Source organism: Actinophytocola sp. (assembly GCF_036002505.1).
Taxonomy (GTDB): domain Bacteria; phylum Actinomycetota; class Actinomycetes; order Mycobacteriales; family Pseudonocardiaceae; genus DASYTH01.
This window is the reverse complement of the sequence record NZ_DASYTH010000293.1, coordinates 37800-61491: the sequence shown is the minus strand read 5'-3', so window position 1 is coordinate 61491 and position 23692 is coordinate 37800. Positions and strand designations below refer to the sequence as shown.

General features: G+C 70.8%; 22 protein-coding genes. 16 read left to right on the top strand and 6 right to left on the bottom strand.

The genetic code is table 11. The annotated features are described in order from the left end of the window. Nucleotides 1–123 precede the first annotated feature (123 nt). Complete coding sequence (locus VGR06_RS25775; RefSeq protein ID WP_327561706.1) at nt 124–1236, top strand: amidohydrolase family protein; 1113 nt, start codon at nt 124–126, stop codon at nt 1234–1236. Here VGR06_RS25775 and VGR06_RS25770 read toward each other — a convergent pair. Both VGR06_RS25770 and VGR06_RS25765 read right to left on the bottom strand, forming a co-directional pair. Next, on the bottom strand, nt 1186–2055 hold the full coding sequence (locus VGR06_RS25770; protein ID WP_327561705.1) for an alpha/beta fold hydrolase: 870 nt from the start codon (nt 2053–2055) through the stop codon (nt 1186–1188). The genes VGR06_RS25775 and VGR06_RS25770 overlap by 51 nt on opposite strands. 41 nt (nt 2056–2096) lie before the next feature. Next, a complete protein-coding gene (locus VGR06_RS25765) occupies nt 2097–2681 on the bottom strand; it encodes a TetR/AcrR family transcriptional regulator (RefSeq protein WP_327561704.1) in 585 nt (194 codons plus the stop codon). 155 nt (nt 2682–2836) lie between these two features. On the opposite strand from VGR06_RS25765, the gene VGR06_RS25760 reads away from it, so the two are divergent. Together VGR06_RS25760 and VGR06_RS25755 are read left to right on the top strand one after the other, a co-directional pair. Then, entirely contained in the window at nt 2837–3526 is a 690-nt protein-coding gene (locus tag VGR06_RS25760; protein ID WP_327561703.1) for a GOLPH3/VPS74 family protein, read from the top strand. Between the two features lie 16 nt (nt 3527–3542). Continuing rightward, the gene (locus VGR06_RS25755) at nt 3543–5750 is read left to right on the top strand and encodes an amino acid permease (protein WP_327561702.1); all 2208 of its coding nucleotides are present in this window, start codon (nt 3543–3545) and stop codon (nt 5748–5750) included. Nucleotides 5751–5915: 165 nt separating this feature from the next. Here VGR06_RS25755 and VGR06_RS25750 read toward each other — a convergent pair whose 3' ends face one another. Together VGR06_RS25750 and VGR06_RS25745 are read right to left on the bottom strand one after the other, a co-directional pair. Further along, nucleotides 5916–7082, bottom strand: coding sequence for a saccharopine dehydrogenase family protein (locus VGR06_RS25750; RefSeq protein WP_327561701.1), 1167 nt, complete (start codon nt 7080–7082; stop codon nt 5916–5918). After that, nucleotides 7082–7390, bottom strand: a complete 309-nt coding sequence (locus VGR06_RS25745) for a DUF4873 domain-containing protein (RefSeq protein WP_327561700.1) — start codon at nt 7388–7390, stop codon at nt 7082–7084. Before VGR06_RS25745 ends, VGR06_RS25750 begins: the two co-directional genes overlap by 1 nt. A gap of 234 nt (nt 7391–7624) precedes the next feature. Between VGR06_RS25745 and VGR06_RS25740 the strand changes: the two genes are divergently transcribed. Then, nucleotides 7625–8932, top strand: coding sequence for a BtrH N-terminal domain-containing protein (locus VGR06_RS25740; protein WP_327561699.1), 1308 nt, complete (start codon nt 7625–7627; stop codon nt 8930–8932). On the opposite strand, the gene VGR06_RS25735 is transcribed toward VGR06_RS25740, so the two are convergent. Then, the gene (locus VGR06_RS25735) at nt 8929–9411 is read right to left on the bottom strand and encodes a GGDEF domain-containing protein (RefSeq protein WP_327561698.1); all 483 of its coding nucleotides are present in this window, start codon (nt 9409–9411) and stop codon (nt 8929–8931) included. The two genes, VGR06_RS25740 and VGR06_RS25735, sit on opposite strands and share 4 nt — an antisense overlap. Nucleotides 9412–9572: 161 nt before the next feature. On the opposite strand from VGR06_RS25735, the gene VGR06_RS25730 reads away from it, so the two are divergent. The 3 genes from VGR06_RS25730 to VGR06_RS25720 are packed head-to-tail and all read left to right on the top strand — an operon-like array spanning nt 9573 to nt 11720. Further along, nucleotides 9573–10034, top strand: coding sequence for a helix-turn-helix domain-containing protein (locus VGR06_RS25730; RefSeq protein WP_327561697.1), 462 nt, complete (start codon nt 9573–9575; stop codon nt 10032–10034). Between the two features lie 3 nt (nt 10035–10037). Beyond that, the gene (locus VGR06_RS25725; RefSeq protein ID WP_327561696.1) at nt 10038–10589 is read left to right on the top strand and encodes a hypothetical protein; all 552 of its coding nucleotides are present in this window, start codon (nt 10038–10040) and stop codon (nt 10587–10589) included. A 9-nt stretch (nt 10590–10598) separates the two neighbouring features. Further along, the gene (locus VGR06_RS25720) at nt 10599–11720 is read left to right on the top strand and encodes an MAB_1171c family putative transporter (protein ID WP_327561695.1); all 1122 of its coding nucleotides are present in this window, start codon (nt 10599–10601) and stop codon (nt 11718–11720) included. Between the two features lie 67 nt (nt 11721–11787). Here VGR06_RS25720 and VGR06_RS25715 read toward each other — a convergent pair whose 3' ends face one another. Next, nucleotides 11788–13296, bottom strand: a complete 1509-nt coding sequence (locus tag VGR06_RS25715; RefSeq protein ID WP_327561694.1) for an MFS transporter — start codon at nt 13294–13296, stop codon at nt 11788–11790. Between the two features lie 122 nt (nt 13297–13418). Between VGR06_RS25715 and VGR06_RS25710 the strand changes: the two genes are divergently transcribed. The 9 genes from VGR06_RS25710 (at nt 13419) to VGR06_RS25670 (ending at nt 23639) form a co-directional block, all read left to right on the top strand. Further along, nucleotides 13419–14120: a TetR/AcrR family transcriptional regulator gene (locus VGR06_RS25710; protein WP_327561693.1), complete on the top strand. Its 702-nt coding sequence runs from the start codon at nt 13419–13421 to the stop codon at nt 14118–14120. Continuing rightward, complete coding sequence (locus VGR06_RS25705; protein WP_327561692.1) at nt 14120–15313, top strand: SWIM zinc finger family protein; 1194 nt, start codon at nt 14120–14122, stop codon at nt 15311–15313. The genes VGR06_RS25710 and VGR06_RS25705 overlap by 1 nt, the downstream gene beginning before the upstream one ends. A gap of 31 nt (nt 15314–15344) precedes the next feature. Beyond that, nucleotides 15345–16769, top strand: coding sequence for a DUF5691 domain-containing protein (locus VGR06_RS25700; RefSeq protein WP_327561691.1), 1425 nt, complete (start codon nt 15345–15347; stop codon nt 16767–16769). A 160-nt stretch (nt 16770–16929) separates the two neighbouring features. Further along, complete coding sequence (locus VGR06_RS25695; RefSeq protein WP_327561690.1) at nt 16930–17247, top strand: hypothetical protein; 318 nt, start codon at nt 16930–16932, stop codon at nt 17245–17247. A gap of 11 nt (nt 17248–17258) precedes the next feature. After that, nucleotides 17259–18656 carry a M4 family metallopeptidase gene (locus VGR06_RS25690; protein WP_327561689.1) on the top strand — a complete coding sequence of 466 codons (1398 nt, stop codon included), beginning with the start codon at nt 17259–17261 and terminating at the stop codon, nt 18654–18656. Further along, nucleotides 18653–18991: a protealysin inhibitor emfourin gene (locus VGR06_RS25685; protein WP_327561688.1), complete on the top strand. Its 339-nt coding sequence runs from the start codon at nt 18653–18655 to the stop codon at nt 18989–18991. Before VGR06_RS25690 ends, VGR06_RS25685 begins: the two co-directional genes overlap by 4 nt. Before the next feature lie 249 nt (nt 18992–19240). Then, nucleotides 19241–20323: an ATP-binding protein gene (locus VGR06_RS25680; protein ID WP_327561687.1), complete on the top strand. Its 1083-nt coding sequence runs from the start codon at nt 19241–19243 to the stop codon at nt 20321–20323. Further along, entirely contained in the window at nt 20320–22488 is a 2169-nt protein-coding gene (locus VGR06_RS25675; protein ID WP_327561686.1) for a DUF5682 family protein, read from the top strand. The genes VGR06_RS25680 and VGR06_RS25675 overlap by 4 nt, the downstream gene beginning before the upstream one ends. After that, nucleotides 22485–23639, top strand: coding sequence for a VWA domain-containing protein (locus tag VGR06_RS25670; protein WP_327561685.1), 1155 nt, complete (start codon nt 22485–22487; stop codon nt 23637–23639). The genes VGR06_RS25675 and VGR06_RS25670 overlap by 4 nt, the downstream gene beginning before the upstream one ends. Nucleotides 23640–23692: the final 53 nt, after the last annotated feature.

The following is a 23692-nucleotide window of genomic DNA, read 5'->3' as shown; positions in this document are numbered from 1 at the left end:
GTCCTCCACCACCCTCGCCACCGCCCTGGGCCCCGAACTCCACGACGCCATCCTCACCGTCCGCCGCGCCGAAGCCGACCGCTGCGCCCACCTCGACCCCACCCAGCTAACCCAGGCCACCCGATGGCGTTGGTAACAGACGACATCCCGCTGGTTGACCAGCACTGCCACGGCGTCCTGACCAAAGCCCTCGGTGCCGCCGAGCTCAGCAGCTATCTGACCGAAGCGCCGGAAGTGCCGCACCACCGAGATCCGTTCAACTCCTTGCTGGGCTTGGGAGTCCGGCGTTGGTGTGCGCCGATTCTGGACCTGCCGTCACTGGCCGGTCGCGATGTCTACTTGAGACGGCGGGTCGAGTTGGGGTGGCGGGAGGTCACCGAACGGCTGCTGCGCGCGGCCAATGTGACTGAGTGGCTGGTTGATACCGGGTTTACGCCGCCACAGCCGCTTACCGGGCCGGAGGTGTTCAGTGACGGCGCTGGCCACGAAGTGGTGCGAATCGAGCACGTTGCGGAAACGCTGGCGGCGCAAGGAAAATTCTCGCTTAACGGATTCCGGGCCACACTGCATGAGCGGGCCGCGAATGCGGTGGGGTTGAAGACCATTGTCGGGTACCGGTCGGGTCTGGCGGTTCCAAGTTTGCCGCCGACAAGCACGGCAGCGCGGGTGGCGGCGGAGCGGTGGCTGCGAAGGGGTGGGCGGGTCGAGGAGCCGGATCTGCTGAGTTGGTTGGTGCATGAGGGGGCGCGGGTGGCGGCGGAGTTGTCGTTGCCGCTGCAGGTGCATGCCGGGTTCGGGGATCCGGACCTGAGGTTGCGGGATGTCGATCCGGCACTATTACACGATTTTGTTGAGGCTTATCCGAATGTGATGATTGTGTTGTTGCACTGCTGGCCGTACCACCGGAATGCGGCGTATTTGGCGCATGTGTTTCCGAATGTGGTTGTTGATGTGGGGTTGATGGTGCCGTTTGTGGGGGCGCGGGCGGGTGATGTTTTGGGGGAGGTGCTGGAGTTGGCGCCGTTTGATGCCGTGGTGTGGTCGTCGGACGGGCGTCAGCTGCCGGAGACGCATTACCTGGCTGCGGCGTTATGGCGGCACCACTTCGGCAGACTGTTGGACACGTGGATCAACGAGGACGTACTCACCGTGGCCGATGCCGAGCGGCTGGCATTCGCTGTCGGATCAGGCAATGCGGGTCGGATTTACCGCCTCGGCGGAGGGCGTGATGAATGAGACGGTGTGGTCGATGATCATAGGGTCGCGCAGGATGCGCCAGTGGCCGAGGTCAGACGCCGTCACCAACTCGGCGTGCGGCCACACCTTGTGCAGAGCGAGGCTGTCCGCGTAGCGCGTTTCGCGGTCCCGCGGGTCGTGGACGAGAAGCAGCGATGGGAGCCTGCCGACCTCACCGACCTGGCTGGGCATGTCGAAGTCCGACCACGGCCGGCCAACCCGTTGGGCCGCGCGAGCTTCCATGCGGGTGCGGATGCGCTCGTCGAAACCCAGCGCCGCGGCAAAGAGAACCGTGTACGGCGAAGGCTGCGTCATCGGGGCGAGGAACACCAGGCGACGAACTGGAAGTCCAGCGCGCATCGCGAAGAATGTCGCTGTGCAGCCGAGGGAGTGGGCGATGATGGCGTGGGCCGGGCCGTGCTTGGCGACGACGGCGGCGAGGGCGTCGGCCATCTCGGGGATGGTGGAGCGGCGGGGGCCGTGGTGGCCGGGGTCGGAGTCGCCGTGGCTGAGGGCGTCGAAGGCGATCACGCGGTGGCCGGTGGCGAGGAGGGGTCGGACGAACGGGTCGAGTTGGGTGCTGGCGCCGCCCCAGCCGTGAACCAGGTAGACGGTGGGGCCGGTGCCCCAGGCGCGGCCGGAGACGTGGCGGTCGTGGACGCGGACGCGGAACGTCTCGGCGAGGGGGAGGCCGGCGGTGCGGTGGGTGCCGCGGAAGCGGGGCAGGGTGAGCCAGAGCCGTTCGGCCCAACGGGCCCCAAGATCTGGCGCGGCACGTTCGAGCGTTCCGAATAGAGAACGAACGATCGTGCTTTTCAATGATGAGAACGATGCCATGATGTCTCCCAAGTGAGGGCCGGTCAGGACACGCGTGCCGTGGCCAGGAGTTGCTCGAAGGAGCGCCAGGCCCGCTCGCCGGCGGTGGAGTCGTCGAGCAGACGGCTGGTCAGGTGGTGGGCGAGGAACACGCCTTCGAGGTCGAAGGCGAACTGCTCCGGGTCGGCGTCCGGGCGGAAGTGGCCTTCGGCGACGCCGGTGCGGAACACCTCGGCGATGGTGTCCCGCCAGTCGCGCTCGTCGCGGGCCACCCGGTCGCGGACCGGGCCGGGCTGGTCGTCCAGTTCGGTGGCCGCGGAGGTGAAGATGCAGCCGCCGGGCGCGGAATCCCAGCGCAGCTTGTGCTCGAAGAGGGACCGTACGCGGGGCTCGCCGCGCGGGGCGGACAGCGCCGGGGCGATCACCTGGGCCACGAACCGGGCCTTGGCGTGCTCCAGCACCTGGAGCTGCAGGTCCTCTTTGGACTGGAAGTGGGCGTAGAGCCCGCTCTTGGAGAGCTGGGTGCTCGCGGCGAGCGTGCCGATGGTCATGCCGCCCAGCCCGACGGTCCGCGCCATCCGGCCGGCTTCGTCGAGCACGGCTTCCCGGGTCGCCTCGCCCTTACCCATGGCAACACGATAGCACGATCGTTCGGATTGTTAACTCTTGGAGTTGTCTGAACAACCTCTACCCAGGGTGAGCAAGGGATGACAGAATGGGCCGCCCGGTACCGACTCCAAGGGTTGCCCATCACCGTGTGCCGCTCGCTTCGAAAGATCAGCTGGTGATCCGTCGCCCGGGGCCGCCCATACCGGTTCGGACAGCCGATCAGCTCTTCCTCGCCGCACATGACCACGACACCGGTCACCTACGGGCCCGGCTGCACCGGGCCGGAATGGAGCTCGGCCTGGCCGGCGCACTGCTCGCCGAACTCGTCCTGGACCGCCGCATCGACGTGCGGCAGGGCCGGGTCGTGCTGGTGAGCCGCGCGCCGATGGACGACATCCTGAGCCAGACCGTGCTCGCCGACATCGTCTCCGAGCTGCAGGTGGCCAAGCAGCCGCACCCGGTCCGGGTATGGCTGGTCTACCTCGGCCACAGCTCGGTCACCCAGGTGCGGAACCGCTTGTGCTTCAACGGGATTCTGCACGAGGCGCCCGGCCGCCGGCGGTGGTGGGGCGGCACCGTGGCCACCTACCGGGCGGCCGACATCAGCACCGCGCTCGGCCCGGAGGCCGCCGTCTACAGCATGCTCGCCCGCGAGCCGGCGTCCGACACCGCCGTGCCGGCGATGACGTTCGCCGCCCTGGCTGACGCGTGCGGCCTGCTGCCGCGCCTGGCGTGGTGGCACGAACAGCGGGTGGGCCTGCGCACGCGGCTCGCCCAACTCCGTGACCAACTCCCGCCGGCGCTGCGGGACCTGGCCGACCACACCGAGGCCGCGGTGGGCGATGCCGTCGCCGGCCGCCGTTGACCCATAAGGAGATCCGGTGCTCGACCACATGCAGGTCGCGAACACGCCGAGCAAGGTGTCGCGGGTGCTGGCCGCCAACCGGCTCGGCGTCGCCAGCGTGGTGTTCTTCATCGTCGCGGCGGCCGCCCCGCTGACCACCGCGGCGGGCGGGGCGACCACCGGGTTCGCGGTCACCGGCGTGCTCGGCATCCCGGTCGCCTACGCGGTGATCGCGGTGATCTTCGCGGTGTTCGCCGCCGGCTACGTGGCGATGTCGCGGCACATCACCAACGCCGGCGCGTTCTACACCTACGTCGTGCAGGGCTTCGGCCGGGTGCCCGGGGTCGCGGCGAGCTTCGTGGCGCTGCTGGCGTACAACGCCATGCAGATCGGGCTGTACGGGATCTTCGGTATGGCGCTGGCCGGCCTGCTCGCGACGCTCTTCGCGGTGTCCGTGCCGTGGTGGGTCTGCGCGCTGGCCGGCTGGGCGGTGATCGGGCTCGTCGGCGTGCTCCGGGTGGACATCAACAGCCGGGTGCTGGCCGTGCTGCTGGTCGCCGAGGTGCTCATCGTGTTGCTCTACGACCTGGTGTTCGTGGCGAACCCGGCCGGCGGCGCGGTCACGTTCGACTCGGTCAACCCGGCGAACCTGGCCAACGCCGGCTGGGGCGCCTCGCTCGCGGTGGCCATCGCCGGGTTCGTGGGGTTCGAGGGGAGCGCGGTGTTCGCCGAGGAGACCAAGGATCCGCGGCGGACGGTGGCCCGGGCGACGTTCCTCGCGGTGGCGTTCATCGGCGTGCTGTACACGGTTTCGTCCTGGGCGCTGTCGGTGGCCACCGGGCCGGACGGGATCGTGGCGGCGTCCCGGTCGGACGGTCCGGCGCTGATGTTCAACCTGGCCGCGGGGCACGTCGGCCGAATGGTCACGGATCTGGCCCGGGTGCTGTTCGTGACGAGCCTGTTCGCGGCGCTGCTGAGCTTCCACAACACCGTCGCCCGGTACCTGTTCAGCCTGGGCCGGGAGCGGGTGCTGCCCGGAGGGCTGGGCGCCACGCACTACCGCACCGGGTCGCCGTACGCCGGCTCGCTCACCCAGTCCGTGCTGGCGCTGGTGGTGCTGGTGATCGCCGTGCTCGCCGGGGTCAACCCGGTGGTCACGCTGTTCTTCGTCGGCACCAGCCTCGGCGCGCTGGGTGTGCTGGCGCTGATGACCGCCACCTCGTTCGCCGTGCTCGCCTACTTCCGCCGCCGCCCGGAGGGCGAGTCGTCCTGGAGCCGGGTCGGCGCGCCGTCCTTGGCCGGGGTGTCGCTGCTCGTGGTGCTGGTCGTCGTCCTGGCCAACTTCCACACGTTGCTCATGGTGCCGCCGGGGGACGCGCGGAGCTGGGTGCTGCCGTCGGTGTTCGCCGTCGCCGCGGTGGGCGGGCTGCTCTGGGGCTGGTACCTGAAGGCGCGGCGGCCGGACGTGTACCGGACCATCGGGCTCGGGGCGAACCGGGTGATCGGCCGGTCGATGAGCGAGCCGGTGCGGGAGGAGCCGTCGACGATCATCTTCGCCGCGGAGCGCCCGCGGCCGGTCGTGCCACCGCCCGCACCGGCCGAAACCTCAATGCCGGGGCGGACCTTGGCGCCGGCCCGGCCCGGCACCGGGATCGTCCGGCTGCACAACACCACCGCCGAGCTGGAGCTGATCACCGCCGTGCTGGCGCCGGCCTACCTGAACGACGGGCTGGCGGAGTGGCTGGTCCCCGAGGCGGACATCCGCGCCCGGCTCTACCCGGAGTACTTCCGGATGCGGGCCCGCCACGCGCTGCGCGGCGCCGGCGAGGTGTTCGCCACGCCCGACCGCAGCGCCGTCGCCATCTGGCACCCGGCGCCCTGGGGCGTGCCGGACGTCGGGCCCGCCGACTACGACGCGCAGCTCGCCGCCGTCACCGGCCCGTACCTCCCGCGCTTCCTGGCGCTGGACGCCGCCCTCCAGGCCGAGCACCCGATCGAGCGCGCCCACCACTACCTGAGCTTCATGGCCGTACGCCCCGACCACCAGGGCCGCGGTCTCGGTTCCGCCCTGCTCGCCAACCGCCTCACCGAGCTGCACCGCCGCGGCGTCCCCGCCTACCTCGAGGCCACCAACCGCCGCAACCTCGCCCTCTACCTCCACCACGGCTTCACCGTCACCGGCACCATCCACATCCCCGACGGCCCCACCCTGTACCGCATGTGGCGCGAGGCCAGGGGTCACTAGCCCTGAGGCGGCTTGAGCGGTGAATGCGTCGTTCCTCACGCCCAGCGCGAGCAACGACGCATTCGCCGCATTCCGCAGCGCCTCCGAACAAGGAGCCTCGACGCCACAGGCCAACACGGCACCGTCAGACGCCAACACTGCGACGTGAGCGGCCAACATGCCCGGTTAGCGCTGGGGTGTCGTTTCTTTCACCCGGAAGGTGATGTCCTTGGCGCGCAGGCGGTCGATCAGGGGTTGGCCCATGGCGGCGGCGGGGGTGAGCTGGCCGGAGGTGGGTGGGAGGTCGTCGAAGGCGAGGCAGAGGGCGGACTCGGCGAGCATTTTGGCGGTTTCGGTGTAGCCGGGGTCGCCGCCGGAGACTTCGGTGGTGACGTGCCGGTCGCCGCCGTGGGCGTCGAAGCGGACGGTGAACCAGGATTTGGCGCGTCGTTCGGCGGTGGGGCCTTCGCCGGGCTTGAGCCGGTCGAGGAGCCAGCGGCGGGTCGGGGGGATCTGGGCCAGGACGGCGAGGGTGCCGAGGCCGGCGCCGGCGGCGGCGATCGTGGTCAGGTGCTTGACGGCGGCGAAGTGGCGGTAGGTGAAGTCGGGGCCGTAGCGGGGGAGCGCGGCGGCGGACCGGGCGATGATCTGCGGGTCGATGGTCGGTAGCGGCACCGCCCACATTCCGCCGTACCGGGTGACGCGGCCCAGGGGTGTCCTGATGCGACGGTCAGCGGGCCTGGGGTCGGCGCGCCGGCGCGCCTTGGCGGTCTCCTGCCCGTCCCGGAACCGGCTGGCCGCCGTCACCGCGGAGTGGAAGGTGCCGCCGGAGATCGTGCCGGCCGCACGCACGAAACCGTCGACGGTGATCGGCACGCCCTCCGGCAGTTGCTGCACGGTGAAGTAGACGCCGAGGTCGTGCGGGATCGAGTCGAACCCGCAGGCGTGCACGATCCGGGCGCCGGTCTCGTCGGCCTGGGCGTGGTAGCGCAGGAACATCCGGTCGACGAACTCCGGTTCGCCGGTGAGGTCGACGTAGTCGGTGCCGGTCGCCGCGCAGGCGGCCACCAGCGGCTCGCCGAGGTGCACGTACGGGCCGACCGTGGTGATCACGACGCGGGCCTGCTCGGCGACGGCGCGCAGCGAGCCGGGGTCGGTGATGTCCGCGTGCAGCAGGGGCAGCCCGATCAGTTGTGCGTCCAGTTTGGACAGACGGCGGCCCAGGGCTTCGAGCTTGCCGCGGTCCCGCCCGGCCAGCGCCCACCGGCAGCCCGCGGGTGCGTTGGCCGCCAGGTACCCGGCGGTGAGCGCGCCGGTGAATCCGGTGGCGCCGAACAGGACCACGTCGAACATCAGGACCCTTCCACGTCAGCCAGCGAGGTAGCCACCGCGAACGGCGGCCGGCCGGTGCCGGTGATCCGCAAGCGTCCCCAGGTGTCCGGATCCGACAGCTGACCGGATGCCGCACCCTCCGGGGTCCGCAACACGACCGCCTTGGGCACCGCCAACCTGCGCACCCGTTCGTCGGCGTTGATCCTGCCGTACCAGTGGTACAGGCCGTCAATCGGCTCGAACTGCCCGCGCAGCGTCACCGTGACGTCCACCTCGGACTCGTCGACGATCAGCGTCGCCGGCCCGGTGTAGCCCTCCTCATCGTCCATGCGGACATGTTACCGCTAGTAACATGTATCGGCGGGTTCGGTCTCGGCTAAGGTGCCGCGTGGCGCTCACCCGCGCGCCGGACCTCCTGACCGGTGGCCCACGCCCGCCGGCCGTGCGGAGGCAGAGGTGGCCTCGATGCCGTCGCGGGTGGCGTGCCGTGCCATGACCTTCCTTTCGTTCGGCGCGCCGGTCGCGGCGTGGGGTGCGCCGGCGCGGCCGCGAGAGGAACGACGATGACGGAGCGCAGGGCGCTCAAGAAGCTGATCCGCGAGCGGATGTCGCGCACCGGCGAGAGCTATACGACCGCCCGCCGGCAGGTGCTCGCCAAGGCCGGGCGGGCCGACGCGCCACCGCTGCCGGCCGGGATCGTGCCCGGCTACGACACCTTCGGTGTCGAGTCGCACCGGCCGTCCGCGCTGGTCGTGCACGTGCTCCGGCACCTCGGCACGCAACACGGCGAGGCGATGGCCGCCGGGCTCGCCGGCGGCGTCGGGTTCATGTACTTCGTGTTCGACTACACCGGCATGCCGCCGATGATGACCATCGTGGCGCAGCACCACCCCGAGCCGTGGGCGCCGGCCGCGCTCGGCCGGCTCGGCGTCCCGCTGGCCGAGGCGCACAGCTCGAAACCCGCCCCGGCGCTGAAGAAGCTCTACGCCGAGCTGGACGCGGGACGCCCGGTGCTGTGCACGGTGGACCAGAGCCGCCTGCCCTGGCACGGCATGCTTCCCGGCTACGGCACCGATCCGTACGTGGTGGTCGTCGCCGGCCGGGAGGGCGACACGCTGCTCGTCGACGACGAGGCCACCCAGCCGTCCCGGATCCCGGCGGACCAGTTCGCCGAGGCGTGGTCGGCACACCGCAAGGGTCGCCACCACATGCTCACCCCGACCGGCCCGCCGGCCGCCACGGATCTCGCCGCGGCGGTCACGGACGCCATCGCCACCACGGTCGCGCACCTCACCGGTCCGGTGCTGGGCAACAACTTCGACGTCAACTTCGGACTGTCCGGCATGGCCAAGCTGGCCGAGCAGCTCCGCGACGGCAAGGCCAAGACCGGCTGGCCCCGCCGCTTCAGCGAGCCGGTCCCGCTCTACCACGGGTTGCGCCGGCTCTACGAGTGCCTCGAGCTCCAGCTCACCGCGCCGGGCGCGACCCGCCCGCTCTACGCGGAGTTCCTCAGCGAAGCCGCGGCGGTGCTCACCCGAGCGAGCGACGTGCTCGACGAGGCCGCCGAACGGTTCCGCCGCTCCGGCGCGACCTGGTCCCGGCTGGCCGCCCGGGCCCTGGAGACCGTGGATTCCCTTGGCACGTATGGCGAACTGTCCGAGCGGCGGATGGAGCTGACGTGCAGCGGCACCGGGACGCCGGACGAGCTGAGCGCGCTGGACGAGCGGATCGGCGCCCTGGCGGGGGAGTACGCCGCGGCCGACCCGCTCGGCGAACCGGGCCGCCGCGCGCTGTTCGACGAGCTGGCCACGCTGGTCGAGGAGTGCCACGCCGAGGAGCGGGAGGCGGTCGCCCTGCTGGCGGGGGTCTAACCGGCCAGGCGCACGCCGGCGCCGGCGACCACGATCTGGTCGCCGCCCCGGGTGCGGGCCGACAGCAGCGCGGCGTCGGCCTGGTGGACCAGCTCCGGCAGCGTGCGGACGCGGGCGGTGCTCGGGTCGTTCACGGCCACCCCGATCGAGGCCGGGAGATTGATCGCTCGCCGGATCCGCGCCCGGATCCGACGAGCGACCAGCTCCCCCAGTTGCCGGTCCCTGGCCGGAAGGAGAACCAGGAACCCATCACCCCCGTGGCCGTACCTGCCGGCGAGGTCGGTGGCGCGCAGTGTCTCCCGCAGGACCGAGGCGGTGGCCAGGACGGCCTCCTCGGTGGCGGGATCGTTGATCAGGGTGACGCCGTCGAGATCGACCAGCAGAAGTGCGGTGGCCCGGGTGCCGGCGCGCTCGAGCGCCTGGGTCGCGCGCTCCTCCCAGTATCTCCAGGTGAGCAGGCCGGTAAGCTTGTCGACCACCGCGCCTGGCCTCATCATTCGTCCACTTCAGCTGTAGTTGATCCGGTACTAAGCGGAGTCTAGGCTGGTGATACACCGTTATTCAACTGGTGAAAACGTCAGGACCGTGTGGACTTTTCACTGTAGTGGAAGCGCCCCGGGCGCTGCCAGGGAGGGCCGTGATGGTTGAAAACACAACCAATGGCCGGAGCTTGGCCGACAAGCTGAACTACCTGTTTGCCCACAACACGCCGCGAAACGGTCAGGAGTACAGCAACGAGCAAGTCGCGGCCGCGATCTCGGCCCGAGGCGACGTCAAGATCTCCCAGAGCTACATCTGGCAGCTCCGGAAGTCCAAGAAGGACAATCCGACGTTCAAACATCTGCAGGCCCTCGCCGGTTTCTTCGGCGTGCCGGTCAGCTACTTCTTCGACGACGCGATGACCGACCAGGTCGCGAAGCAGCTGGAAAAGCTCAGATCGGAGCAGGTGCGGCTGAACGAGATCGCCGGCTCCAGCGACGTGCAGCTCATGGCCATGCGGGCCGGGGAGCTGTCGCCGCACCGGCGAAGACTGGTGATGGAGTTGCTCAACGTCGTCTACCGCGAGGAGAAGGCGGAACGGGCGACGGGTGACAAGGAGTGACCCGTGAGGGAACGAGTGCTACGCCGGAGATGCCGCCGGCTGCTCAACGAGCTGGACATCCAGCCGCCGCTTGACATCGAGGAGCTGTGCCGCCGGGTGGGGGAGACCCGCGGCAAGCCGATCCGCCTGGTGCCACACCCCATTCCGGTGCCCGGGCCGTTCGGCGTGTGGATCACCACCGAGAACGCCGATTACATCCTCTACCAGCAGGAAACCAGCAAAGCCCACCAGGGCCATATCGTGCTGCACGAGCTGGGGCATATCCTCGCCGGCCACAACAGTGACGAGGAGGATGACGCGCTGCTCGCCGAGCTGTATCCGGACGTCGAGCCGGAGGCGCTGCGGGAACGGTATCCCGACCTGGAGCCGGACGCGGTGCGCCGGGCGCTGCGCCGCACGTCCTACGACACCGAGCGGGAGCGCGAGGCCGAGACCGTGGCCACGATCATCCTCGAGTGGGCCTCGGTGCTCGACCGGGTGGCCGCGCCGGCGTCGGCGGACGCCACCGCGCAGCGGATGGGTGCCGCGCTCGGCGACCGGATGGGCTGGCTGTGAGGTGACGGCGTGACCGCGCTGCTGGTGGTCGAAGGCCTGGTGGCTTGCTTCGTCCTGGCCTGGATGATGTACCTGCTGGTGCGGGCCCCGCACAACGTTCCGCTGCGCGCGGTCACCGTCACGATCGCCTCGTTCGTGCTGATGTTCGTGGTGCGGTCGTCCGTCGCCGACGGCAGCGGGTTCCTCGGCCTCGAACCGATCATCGCCCGGCTGGTCCTGCACTTCACGAACATCCTCGGTGGGTACGGCCTGATCGTCTTCTTCCTGTTCTCCGCGCTGGACCTGCGCACCGCGCGCCGGCGGGCGATGTGGCAGGCGGTCCCGGTCGTGGTCGTGGCGGGGATCATGACCTGGGCGGTCGCGGCGATGCCGGCGCGGGTCCGCGACTCGGCCGCCGCGCTGACCACGGGGCGGCCCGGCTCGCCGCACGCCGAGATCACGGTCGCACTGCTGTACCTGACCATGTACCTGTACATGCTCTACGCGTTCTCCACCGCGCTGGTGTGGACCTGGCGGTACGGGCGCGGAGCGGAGCCGCGCCTGCGTCGGGGGCTGGCCCTGGCCTCGGTGGGGCTCGCCGCGATCGTGCCGGCGGAAGCGGTCTTCAGCCTTTCGGCGGTCGTGCGGTGGACGGGCGGGACCCTGCCCCGTGACCTGGTGGTGGTCGCGATTCCGCTGTTCCTGGGCGGAGTCGTGGTGTTCTTGATCGGGTTCGCCTACCCGGCGGTCGTGATGCGCCTGGCGGCCATCCGGGTCTGGTGGCAGCACCGGTACACCTACCACCGGCTCGGTCCATTGTGGACACTCCTGCACCAGGAGTTCCCCCAGGACGCGCTCAACCGGGTGCCGACCGGTCAGTGGCGGGACCGGCTGCGCCTGCCGGAGATCCATCGCCGCTACTACCGCCGGGTGATCGAATGCCGGGACGGGCTGGTGCGGATCAGCCCGTACATGAACGGATCCAGCGACCTCCCGCTGGTCGACCGGCTGCGTCACGGCCTGAGTGCGCACGCCTCCGGCGCCACGGTCGGGGCCCGCGCCACCCCTGTGGCCATACCCCGCGCCGACGGCCTCGACGCCGACGTTCGCGAGCTGGTTGCGCTGTCCGACGCGCTCCAGGCGTCGAAATAAAGGGGTTCCGCGCTCAACCGGCCTGGGGGTCACCGGGAGCACGGAACCGCCTAGATCATACATGCGCTCAGCCGACGACGCTGTCAGCCTTCCGGTCGAACTTCACGGCCAACGCCGCGGCGGCTGCCACCGCCATCACCGCCGCGCCCACCAGGGCCACTGTGTGCATGCCGCTGGTGAACGCGGTGCGGGCCGCGGTGAGCAGCGCGCCGCCGAGGTCGCCGGGCAGGTGAGCGGCGACCGCCGCGGCGTCGCCGAGGGTCTCCCGGGCGGCGTCGCCCGCGCCCGCCGGCAGCGTGATCTCTGACCGGTAGACCGCCGTTCCGATACTGCCGAGCACGGCGATGCCCAGTGCGCCACCGAACTCCGAGCCTGTCTCCATCAGCGCGGACACCGTGCCGGCACGCTCCGCCGGGGCGTCGCCCACGATCAGCTCGGCCAGCTGCGAGATGGCCGCGACCAGGCCGGCGGAGAGCAGGCCGGCGCCGATCAGGACGGTCAGCACGGTGTCATCGACCTCGGCACTGGTCAGCTCGAGCAGGCCGGCCGCGGCGACCGCGAACGAGGCGGCGACCAGGTGGGCCCGGTTCACGCCGCGCTGGGCCAGCGTCGACACGAGCGGCGCGGCGGCCCCGACCCCGACGCCGGCGAGCAGGCTCCACAGCGCGGCCTCGAGGGGCCGCATGCCGAGGACGGACTGCAGGTACTGGGTGGTGAAGATGGCGAACCCGGCCAGCCCGAACATGGTCACCACGTTCAGTGCCATGGCGCCGCTGAACGTGCGCCGGCGGAACAGGCTCAGGTCGATCATCGGGTTGTTCCGCCGCCGCTGCCGGCGGACGAACACCAGGCCCAGCAGGAGGCCACCCGCGGCGAGCCCGATCCGGCCCGCGGTGATGCCGTGCGCGGCGATCTCCTTGATCGCGTAGATGACCGGGAGCACGGCGGCCAGCGACAGCACGGAGCTGATCAGGTCGAACCGGCCGGGGTTCGGGTTGCGGAACTCGGGGATCAGGACCGGGGCGAGGACCAGCAGCAGCACCATGGCCGGCAGGTTGATCAGGAACACCGAGCCCCACCAGAAGTGCTCGAGCAGGAGCCCGGACAGGATCGGGCCGAGGGAGACGCCGAAGGTCAGGCCGGAGGTCCAGATCGTGATCGCGACGCCGCGCTGCTTCTCGTCGTGGAACATGCTGCGGATCAAGGCCACGGTGGACGGCATCAGGGTGGCGCCGCCGATGCCCAGCAGGGCGCGGGCCAGGATCAGCAGCTCGGCGCTCGGGGCGTAGGCGGCGAGCACGGACGCGGCGCCGAAGCCGGCCGCGCCGATCATCAGCAGCCGGCGGCGGCCGATCCGGTCGCCCAGCCAGCCCATCGTGATCAGCAGCCCGGCCAGCACGAAGCCGTAGACATCGAAGATCCACAACTGCTGGGTGGCGGTAGGCGTCAGGTCGGCGTTGATGAACGGCACGGCGAAGAACAGCACCGACACGTCCATGGACACCAGCAGCAGCGGCAGCATCAGCGTGGCCAGCCCGACCCACTCCCGCCGGCCTGCCTTCGTCGTCTCGTTCATCTGCGTACCCTCTCCACTGTTTATGAGCTACACAATTTGGTGTATGTTATACACAGATAGGCTGGAGGGTGTCAACGGGCGGCCCGGCACTAACCTCGACAGGCCGGTTGATGGGAGCTGGGATGACCGCGAAAAGCGTGGAGTTGCTGTGGGGGTCGGCGGAGCGGCCGAGCCGGGGACCGAAGCCTGGGATGTCGGTGGAGCAGATCGTCGCAGCGGCCATCCGGATCGCCGACGCCGAGGGGCTCGGCGCGGTGTCGATGCAGCGGGTGGCGGGGGAGTTCGGATTTACCACCATGTCGCTTTACCGGTATGTGCCTGGGAAGTCTGAGCTGGTTGACCTCATGATCGACACGGCGGTCGGCGAGCCGCCCGACCTGTCCGCGATTCCCGGTGGCTGGCGGCCGAAGCTGGCCGAGTGGGCGCGGCTGACCTGGGTGGTGTTCCAGCGGCACCCGTGGTTCCTGGCCGAGGCCACCCAGCGGATCATGGGCCCGAACCAGCTGGGGTTCCTGGAGACCGCGGTGGCCGCACTGGGCCAGTGCGGGCTGACTGGCGAGGAGATCATGGCTTCGGTGCTGATGGTCAACGGGTACGTGCGCAGCCTCGCGCCGTTCTCCGGCGAGCTGGCCGGGGCTTCGAACGAGTGGGGGAACGCCGTCGGCGCGCTGATCCGCCAGCACGCCGACCGGTTTCCGGCGCTGAACGCGGCCATCGCCGAGGGCGCGTTCGGGCTGTCGGAGTTCGACGACTTCGAGTTCGGCCTGCAGCGCGTGCTCGACGGCCTCGAGGTGTACATCGAGCGGGGATCGGCCCGGCGCTGATGCCCTGGATCGACTCCGGATCGTCGCCGGCCGCGCGGTGGGGCCGGTACCAGGGCAGCGCGGCGTCGCCGTACCGGGTGTGCGTGGACCTCTCCGGCCCGGCGTACCGGTGCTCCTGTCCCAGCCGCAAGATCCCGTGCAAGCATGCGGACTGGTTGCTGAAGCTCCGCAAGGTCGAGCCGGCCGCGGAGCCGGACTGGGTGCGGGCGTGGCTCGACGAACGTGCCGCCCGGGCGGTCCGCCGGGCCGAGCCGAAGGAACGTGACGAGGAGGCCGCCGCGCGCCGGCGGGAGCGCCGCGCGGAGCGGGTCGCTGGTGGGGTGGCCGAGCTCGACGGGTGGCTGACCGATCAGGTGCGGCGCGGGCTCGGGACGTTCGAGCGCGGCGGATCCTCGGCGTTCGCCGCGGTGGCCGCGCGGATGGTGGACGCGCAGGCGCCGGGCCTGGCCGCGGGCCTGCGCCGGGCCGGAGAGATCGCCGGGCGCGGGCGGGACTGGCCCGGGCGGGTGCTCGAGGAACTGGGCATGCTGCACCTGCTGGTGTCCGCGCACGGCCGGCTGGACTCGCTGCCGGAGGGGCTGGCGCAGACCGTGCGCACGCGGCTCGGATACACCGTGGACACCGCGGGCGTGCTGGCGTCGGGGGAGCGGGTGGCCGACCGGTGGATCGTGCTCGGTGTGATCGACCAGGTGGACGAGCGGTTGATCACCCGCCGGGTGTGGTTGCGCGGCCAGGACACCGGCCGCCCTGCGCTGATCCTCTCGTTCGCCCCGCCCGGCGCCCCGCTGGACGACTCGCTCGTCCCCGGCACGGCCGTCACGGCGACCTTGGCGTTCTACCCCGGCGCACGAGCCATGCGAGCGATCATCAGCGAACGCGGAGAGCTCAAACCCGCCCCCCAACCACCGGGCGAGGCCGTTACCACCGCCTTGGCCGCCTTCGCCGACGCGCTCGCCGACGACCCGTGGCTCGACCGGTGGCCAGTGGTCTTGCACGACGTCGTCCCCACCCGCACCGATAGCTGGTCCCTTGTGGACACTTCCGGCGATGCGCTTCCCTTGCGCCCCTATGCGAATCCCTGGCCGCTGCTCGCCGTCTCGGCGGGCGCTCCACTGACCGTCGCGGGCGAGTGGTCCGCCGCCGGACTGCTTCCGCTGTCCTGTTGGGACGGAGAGCGGCCGGTGCGGCTGTGAGCGAGCTTGCGAGCGAACCATTGAGCACGCTGTGAAGGAGTGGGAGGCGCTGGTCAGCGCCGCGCTGCTGGGCACAGCGCGGCGGCCGCTGGACCTGTCGGAGCTGCCGGAATCCGTGCGGGGACTGGTGAACGGGGGCGACCCGGAGCGCATGCTGCTGTCCGCCGCGGCGCTGCTGACCGGGTACCGGCGGGCCGGGCGGCTGCCGGAGCGCGACGTGACGTTGCTTTCCCGCGCGCCGGAGGACCCGCGCCCGGTCGTCGGGCCCGACGCCGCCTACCGCCTGGCGATGCTGCTGTTCGGGGAGCGGGGCAACCTGCTGGCCGAGTGGCTCAGGACGGTTCACGCGCGGGGCCTGCGGGTGCCGCCCGAGCGGTTGCCGGTGCTGGCCGACGCGGCGCGCGGGCGGCCGGAGCTGCGCCCGCTGGTCGCCGAGGCGGCCGGGCCGCGGGGACCCTGGCTGGCCGCGCTGATGCCGGACTGGGCATTCCTGGCCGAGCGTTCAGCTGACCCCGAGGTGTGGACCCATGGCACAACCAATCAGCGACACGCCTGGCTGACCGATCTGCGGACACCGGACCCCGACGCCGCCCGCGCCGCGCTGGCCGAGGTCTGGCCGTCCGAACCCGCACCGGTCCGCGTCCAGTTCCTGGGCGCGCTGCACACTCAACTGTCCACTTCGGACGAAGAGTTTCTCGAGGCGGCACTGGACGACCGCGCCCGCGACGTGCGCCGGCTGGCCGCGGGGCTGCTCGCCGCCCTACCCGGCAGTGCGCTGTCCGAGCGCATGGCTACCCGGCTGCGCGCGCTCATCTCAATCCGGCGCCGCACCCTGGTCGTCCACCTTCCCGCCGCCTGTGACGACGCGATGCGCCGCGACGGCGTGAACCCGACGCCTCCGCGCGGGGTCGGTGAACGCGCCTGGTGGTTCGGCCAGCTGGTGTCCACGGCCCCGCTGTCCGTCTGGACCGGACTCGGTCACCCGGCCGACGAACTCGTCCGCATGCCGGTCGAAGGCTGCGACCGCCGCCTACTCATACTCGGCTGGTCCGCGGCCGCGGACAGAGAACAGAACGCCGAATGGGTGCGGGCGTTGCTGGACGGAGACACCGGGCTCGCCCTCGACCAGGTTGCCCGCCTGATCTCGGCACTCCCACGCGATCAGTGGGCCACCGCCGTCCGCCCGTTCCTCCAGGACCAACTTCCCACCGCGCTGGTGCAGGCACTACCGGCGCCGTGGCCGGCCGACCTGGGCAACCTGGTCCTTGACCGCATCGCCTCGGGTGGAGCCCGGGGGCTCGCGCATGTCGCCGACATCGCCGCCTACGCGGTTCCGCCGGAGTGCCTCGACCATGCGCTGACCCGGCAGGTGCTGGAGCACGATGCCGCGCCGTGGCGCCGCCGGCTCGTCGACACGCTCGCGTTTCGCCGGGGGATGCACGAAGAGTTGCCTTAACGGCGGGACCTTCGACTCTGGTATTTCGGCCCTGGTGGGTGTGGATTGTGGGGATTCGCTCAGGGGGACTCGTGAGGGAGGGACAGCCGTGACGGTGGCTGGCAATTGGACGTTGCATTTCAGCTGGGGTAGTACGGGAAGTTATGCGCAGTCGCCAATCGTGTTCAACAGCAACGGCACGTTTGGTGGCCAGTTCACCGGTCAGTGGCGGCAGCAGGCCGGCACGATCATGTTGAGTTTCGACAGCGGACCGGCCAAGTACGGCGGAAACGTCAACAGCAACATCGGCGTCGGGGCGATGTCGACATTCTCCGGATTGGACGGTAGCTGGTACCTGTCCAAGGACGGCACCACGGGCATCGCTCTCGAGACGGTGGTCGAGGCGGCGGCGCAACCGGCCGGTGCGGACGGCACGGCGCTGGCGCTCGCCGGTGCCAAGGCGGGTGGCCCGGACCTGTCCGGCAACGGCGCGAAGTGAGGCGAGGGACCATGACCGAACGGAATTGCCTGCACTGTGTCCTGCCGCCGCACATGCTGGAGAACATCGCCCGGAACGGCACCGGCGAGGAACGCGACTGGGCACTGCGAACCCTGGCGGTGGACTCCTCGACCCGGCAGGTCCGCGCCGAGCGGGAGCTGATGCGCGCGCCGGTGGCCGTGTTCGGGGCGGCCGGGCCGCACAAGAAGCGGCTCATTCACGACGCCAAGACCGGCACCACGCTGCCCGGCACGCTGGTGCGTTCCGAGGGCCAGGCCGCCACCGGTGACGCGGCGGTCGACGAGGCCTACGACGGGCTCGGCGCCACCTTCGATCTGTACTGGGACATCTACCAGCGCGACTCGATCGACAACGCCGGCATGGACCTGATCGGCACCGTGCACTACGACAAGAAATACGACAACGCGTTCTGGAACGACGTGCAGATGGTGTTCGGTGACGGCGACGGCCAGTATTTCAACCGGTTCACGATCGCCATCGACATCATGGGGCACGAGCTGACCCACGGCGTCACCGCGCACCAGGCCAACCTGGTCTACCACGACCAGCCCGGCGCGCTGAACGAGTCCCTGTCGGACGTGTTCGGCTCACTGGTGAAGCAGTACGCGCAATCCCCGCGGCAGACCGCGGCCGACGCGGACTGGCTGATCGGCGCGGGCCTGTTCACCCCGGCGATCAACGGCATCGCGCTGCGCTCGATGAAGGCGCCGGGCACCGCGTACGACGACCGGGTGCTGGGCAAGGACCCGCAGCCCGACCACATGTCGAAATATGTCAACACCACCCGGGACAACGGTGGCGTGCACATCAACTCCGGAATTCCCAACCGGGCGTTCTACCTGGCCGCCATCGCGCTCGGCGGCTACGCCTGGGAGAAGGCCGGAAAGATCTGGTACGCCACGAACTGCGACCCGCGCCTCTCGCCCACCGCGAGCTTCCAGGACTTCGCCAACCTCACCGCGGACAACGCCGCGAAGCTGTTCGACGCCGACGTGGCGGCCAAGGTCGCCGAAGCCTGGCGTCAGGTCGGCATCAACGTCGCCGTCCCCGGCCTGTCCGGTGACTGGATCCTCCACTACAGCTGGGGCTCCACCACCACCTACGGCCAGGCGTCGATCACGTTCAACGCCGACCACAGCTTCTCCGGCAGCAACACCGGCCAGTGGCGGCTGCGCGACGGGACCCTGCTGCTCAGTTACACCTCCGGCCCGGCCAAGTACGCCGGCACCCTGGACAGCAACGTCGCCAACGGCGAGATGTCCACCTTCGCCGGCCTCGACGGCGCGTGGTACCTCACCCGCAAGGGCATAGTGGGCGTCATGGACGACACCTCCGCCGGCGTCCTCGCCGCCCGCCAGCCCTACGACGCCGCCGGAAGCACCTGGTGAACCCCGGTGCGGAGGGCGGTGACCTCCGGCTCCGCTTCGAGATGGACGGCGGCTTCGCCTACATCCCGGCGCTGGCCGAACCCTTGGAGGTCGACACCGCCACCATCGACCCCACCGAGGCCGCCACCCTCCGCACCCTCCTCACCGAAGCCCATTTCTTCTCTCTCCCCGCCCGCCCCGAGGCCCCCGCACGAGGCGCCGACCAACGCACCTTCACCATCACCGCAACCGAAGCCGGCCGCACACACACCATCACCCTGACCGAACCCATCCGCGACCCCGCCCTGGCCCAGCTCGTCGACCACCTCAGACAACGCCAACGAGAGGCGCTCTGACATCAGGCTCGCCATACTTGTCGCGCGTGTTGGCCGGTCGCGTCGGTGTATTGGCCTGTGGCGATGGTGTGTTGGCCGCTCGCGTCGTGGTGTTGGTCGGGTCGCGGCCCCATCGGGTTTGGCCCGGTCCCGCCCACCGCACCAGCGGCCAACACGGTGACGTCAGATGCCAACACGGCGACGTCAGGCGCCAACACGGCGACGTGAGCGGCCAACATGCCCGGGGAGCGTGCCGCTTAGGGTGGGTGGGTGACAACCGCGATCCTGAGGCCGCATGCTGAGCAGTCCTATGTGGATGAGTTGGCCGCGTTGGCGGGGCAGGATGAGCGGGGGCGGCCGCCGTCGTGGAACCTGTCGCCGTGGGCGGTGGTCACGTACCTCATGGGTGGGACGTTGCCGGATGGGACGGTGATCTCGCCGAAGTATGTGGGGTCGCGGCGGTTGATGGAGGTGGCGGTGGCCACCTTGGCGACAGATCGGGCGTTGTTGCTGTTGGGGGTGCCGGGGACGGCCAAGACCTGGGTGTCGGAGCATCTGGCGGCGGCGGTGAGTGGGGATTCGACGTTGCTGGTGCAGGGGACGGCCGGCACGACTGAGGAGTCGATCCGGTATGGGTGGAACTACGCCAGGTTGATCGCGGAGGGGCCGACGGAGCAGGCCCTGGTGGCGAGCCCGGTGTTGCGGGCGATGCGCGACGGGCGGTTGGCGCGGATCGAGGAGCTGACCCGGATGCCGGCGGACGTGCAGGATGCGTTGATCACCATTCTGTCCGAGAAGACGTTGCCGGTTCCCGAACTCGGCACCGAAGTCCAGGCGCGGAAGGGGTTCAACGTCATCGCTACGGCGAATGACCGGGACAAGGGGATCAACGAGCTGTCGAGCGCGCTGCGGCGGCGGTTCAACACGGTGGTGTTGCCGTTGCCGGACTCCGCCGAGGAGGAGGTGGAGATCGTGGCCCGGCGGGTCAGCCAGCTGGGCGCGGCGTTGGAACTGCCGGAGCCGGACGCCGGGTTGGCCGAGATCCGGCGGGTGGTGTCGGTGTTCCGGGAGCTCCGGGCAGGGCGGACGGAGGATGGGCGGACGGCGCTGAAGTCACCGTCGGGCACGCTGTCGACGGCGGAGGCGATCAGCGTGGTGACCGGCGGGCTGGCGCTGGCGGCGCACTTCGGGGACGGGGTGCTCAGGCCGCATGACGTGGCGGGCGGCATCCTGGGGGCGGTGATGAAGGATCCGTCCTCGGACCGCGTGGTGTGGACGGAGTACCTGGAGACCGTCGTGCGGGAACGGGACGGTTGGGCGGATTTCTACCGCGCCTGCCGCGAGATCACATGACCGACGTGCTCGGGATCAGACATCACGGCCCCGGCTCGGCCAGGGCGGTGACCCGGGCGCTGACGGACCTCGAGCCCGACGCCATCCTCATCGAGGGCCCGCCCGAAGCCGACAAGCTCGTCGAGCTGGCCGCGGACGGCCACATGGAGCCGCCGGTGGCGCTGCTCGCCTATGCCACGGACGACACCTCGAAGGCCGCGTTCTGGCCGTTCGCCGTGTTCAGCCCGGAGTGGCAGGCGATCCAGTACGCGCTGAAGGTGGGCGTTCCGGTGCGGTTCTGCGATCTTCCCGCCGCCATCCAGTTCGCTTCCTCGCCGAGGAACCGGACCAAGGTGGTGGTCGACCCGCTGGCCGAGTTGGCCACGGCGAGCGGCTACGACGATCCGGAGCGCTGGTGGGACGACGTCATCGAGCACCGCCGGGCCGGTGCGGCGCCGTTCGAGGTGATCGGCGAGGCGATGGCCGCGCTGCGCGAGGAGTTCCCCGAGGACGCCGTTCGGGAGCAGCAGCGCGAGGCCTCCATGCGGACGACCATCCGCAACACCAGGAAACAGGGCTACGAGCGGATTGCCGTGATCTGCGGCGCCTGGCACGTGCCGGCGCTGACCGACCCGCTCCCGCCCGCGGCACACGATCAGCGCATCCTCAAGGGCCTGCCGAAACGGAAGGTGGCGTGCACCTGGGTGCCGTGGACGCACGGCCGGCTGGCCACGGCGAGCGGCTACGGCGCCGGGGTCACCTCGCCGGGTTGGTACCACCACCTGTTCACGGTGTCCGATCAGGTCACCGCGCGGTGGCTGACCGAGGTGGCGCGGGTGCTGCGCGCGGAGGACCTGCCGGTGTCCAGCGCGCACGTCATCGAGGCGGTGCGGTTGGCGGAAACCCTTGCGGCACTGAGGGATCGTCCGCTGGCCGGGCTGGCGGAGGTGACCGAGGCGACCTGGTCGGTGCTCTGCGGCGGCAACGAGGTGCTGCTGGACCTGGTCACCCGCAAGCTGGTGGTGGGGGAGCGGCTCGGCGCGGTGCCGGAGTCGACCCCGCAGGCCCCGGTGGCCGCCGACCTGGCCGCGCAGGCGCGGACCCTCCGACTCAGGCGCGAGCCGGATGAGCGCGAGGTGGACCTCGACCTGCGCAACCCCGTTGGGGCGCAACGGTCCCAGCTGCTGCACCAGCTGCGCGTGCTGGACATCCCGTGGGGCACACCGGCCGTCTCGGCGCGGCGCAACACCGGCACGTTCCGCGAGACCTGGATGCTGCAGTGGCATCCCGAGTTCGAGGTCGATCTCGTCGCCGCCAGCGCCCACGGCACAACCGTCAAAGCGGCCGCGACGACGGTCATCCGCCGCCGGGCCCTGGACGCGACCGCGCTCGCCGACACCACCGCCGCCGTCGAGGACTGCCTGCTGGCGGCCCTGCTCGACGCCCTCCCAGACGTCCTGGCCGCGCTCGACACCCGGTCCGCCCGCGACACCGACGTCGCCTCGCTCATGGCCGCACTCCCCGCCCTGGCGAGAGCCGCCCGCTACGGCGACGTCAGAGGCACCGACACACAGTCCTTACGGGGCGTTGCCGAACGCATGCTGGAACGCATCTGCGCCGGCCTCCAACCGGCCCTGCGCAGCGTTGACGACGACGCGGCAGCAACGCTGTCCACCCACGTGGACGACGTTCACGAGGCCAGCACCCTGCTCGGCCCCGAGGCGGCGTCCCGGTGGTTGGACACCCTCCACAAGCTGGGTCAGGCGGCCCCGCTGCTGGACGGCCGGATCACCCGCATCCTCGCCGACGCCTCGCGCCTGGACATCACCGAGGTGGCCGCGCGGCTGAGCCGGGCGCTCACCCCCGGCGTGGAGCCCGCCCGCGGCGCCGCCTACATCGAGGGCTTCTTCGCCGGCGGCGCGCTCCTCCTCGTCCACGACGAGCGGTTGCTCCGGGTGATCGACGAGTGGCTGGCGGCCATTCCCGCGGACACGTTCACCGAGGTGCTCCCGTTGCTGCGGCGGACTTTCGGCGCGTTCGCCGGCCCGGAGCGGCGGGCCATCGGCGAGCGCGCCAGCAGCCTGTCCATCCACAGTGGACAGATAACCGCCACGGTCGAAGAGGTCGACGTGCGACGCGCCGAGGCCGCGCTCCCGGTGATCGCCACGCTGCTGGGGGTGGGATGACCGACGACCAGGAACGGCTCCGCCGTTGGCGCCTCGTCCTCGGCGGTGGCGACGACGGCACCGGCGCCGGTCTGAGCGGAACGGACAAGCGCCTCGACAACGCGCTCTCCGCGCTCTACGACGCACCCGAACCCGACGAGGAACCCGACCGCAGACGCACCGGCGGGCTCGGCGGCTCGGCACCCCGGGTGGCCCGCTGGCTCGGCGACATCCGCACGTACTTCCCGAGCAGCGTCGTCCAGGTCATGCAGCGCGACGCGGTCGAACGGCTCGGCATCACCAGGATGCTGCTCGAGCCCGAGCTGCTCGCCGCGGTCGAGCCGGACGTGCACCTGCTCGGCACGCTGCTCACGCTCAACGACGTGATCCCGGAGGAGACCAAGCAGACCGCGCGCGACGTCGTCGGCCAGGTGGTCGGTAAGCTCGAGCACCGGCTGGCCGAGCGCACCCGGTCCGCGGTGCGCGGGGCGATCGACCGGGCCACCCGCGTGCACCGGCCGCGGCACGGCGACATCGACTGGGACCGCACGATCCGGGCCAACCTCCGGCACTACTCGGCGGAGCTGGGCACGATCATCCCGGACCGGCTGATCGGCTACGGACGCCGCGAACGCGTGGTGCACCGGGACGTGATCCTGGCCGTCGACCAGTCCGGCAGCATGGCCGAGTCGGTGGTCTACGCGAGCCTCTTCGCCGCGGTGCTGGCCTCGATGCGCTCGCTGCGCACCAGCCTGGTCGTGTTCGACACCCAGGTCGTCGACCTCACCGAGCTGCTGGACGACCCGGTGGAGGTGCTGTTCGGCACCCAGCTCGGCGGCGGCACGGACATCAACCGCGCGCTGGCCTACACCCAGACGCTGATCACCCGGCCGCTGGACACCCTGCTCATCCTCATCACCGACCTGCACGAGGGCGGCGCCCGCGACCAGTTCCTGCGCCGGGTGCACGCCCTGGTCGACTCCGGCATCCAGCTGGTCTGCCTGCTCGCCCTCGGCGACTCCGGCACACCGAGCTACGACCACGACAACGCCGCCGCCCTGCACGAGCTGGGCGTGCCCGCGTTCGCCTGCACGCCGGACCTGTTCCCGGACCTGATGGCGGCGGCCATCAAGCGGGAAGATCTCACCCATTGGGCCCAACGCAACTACTGAGAGCAAGATCGTCATACTCTCCGTGGCATCACCGATTTGTCCCCCTGGCAATC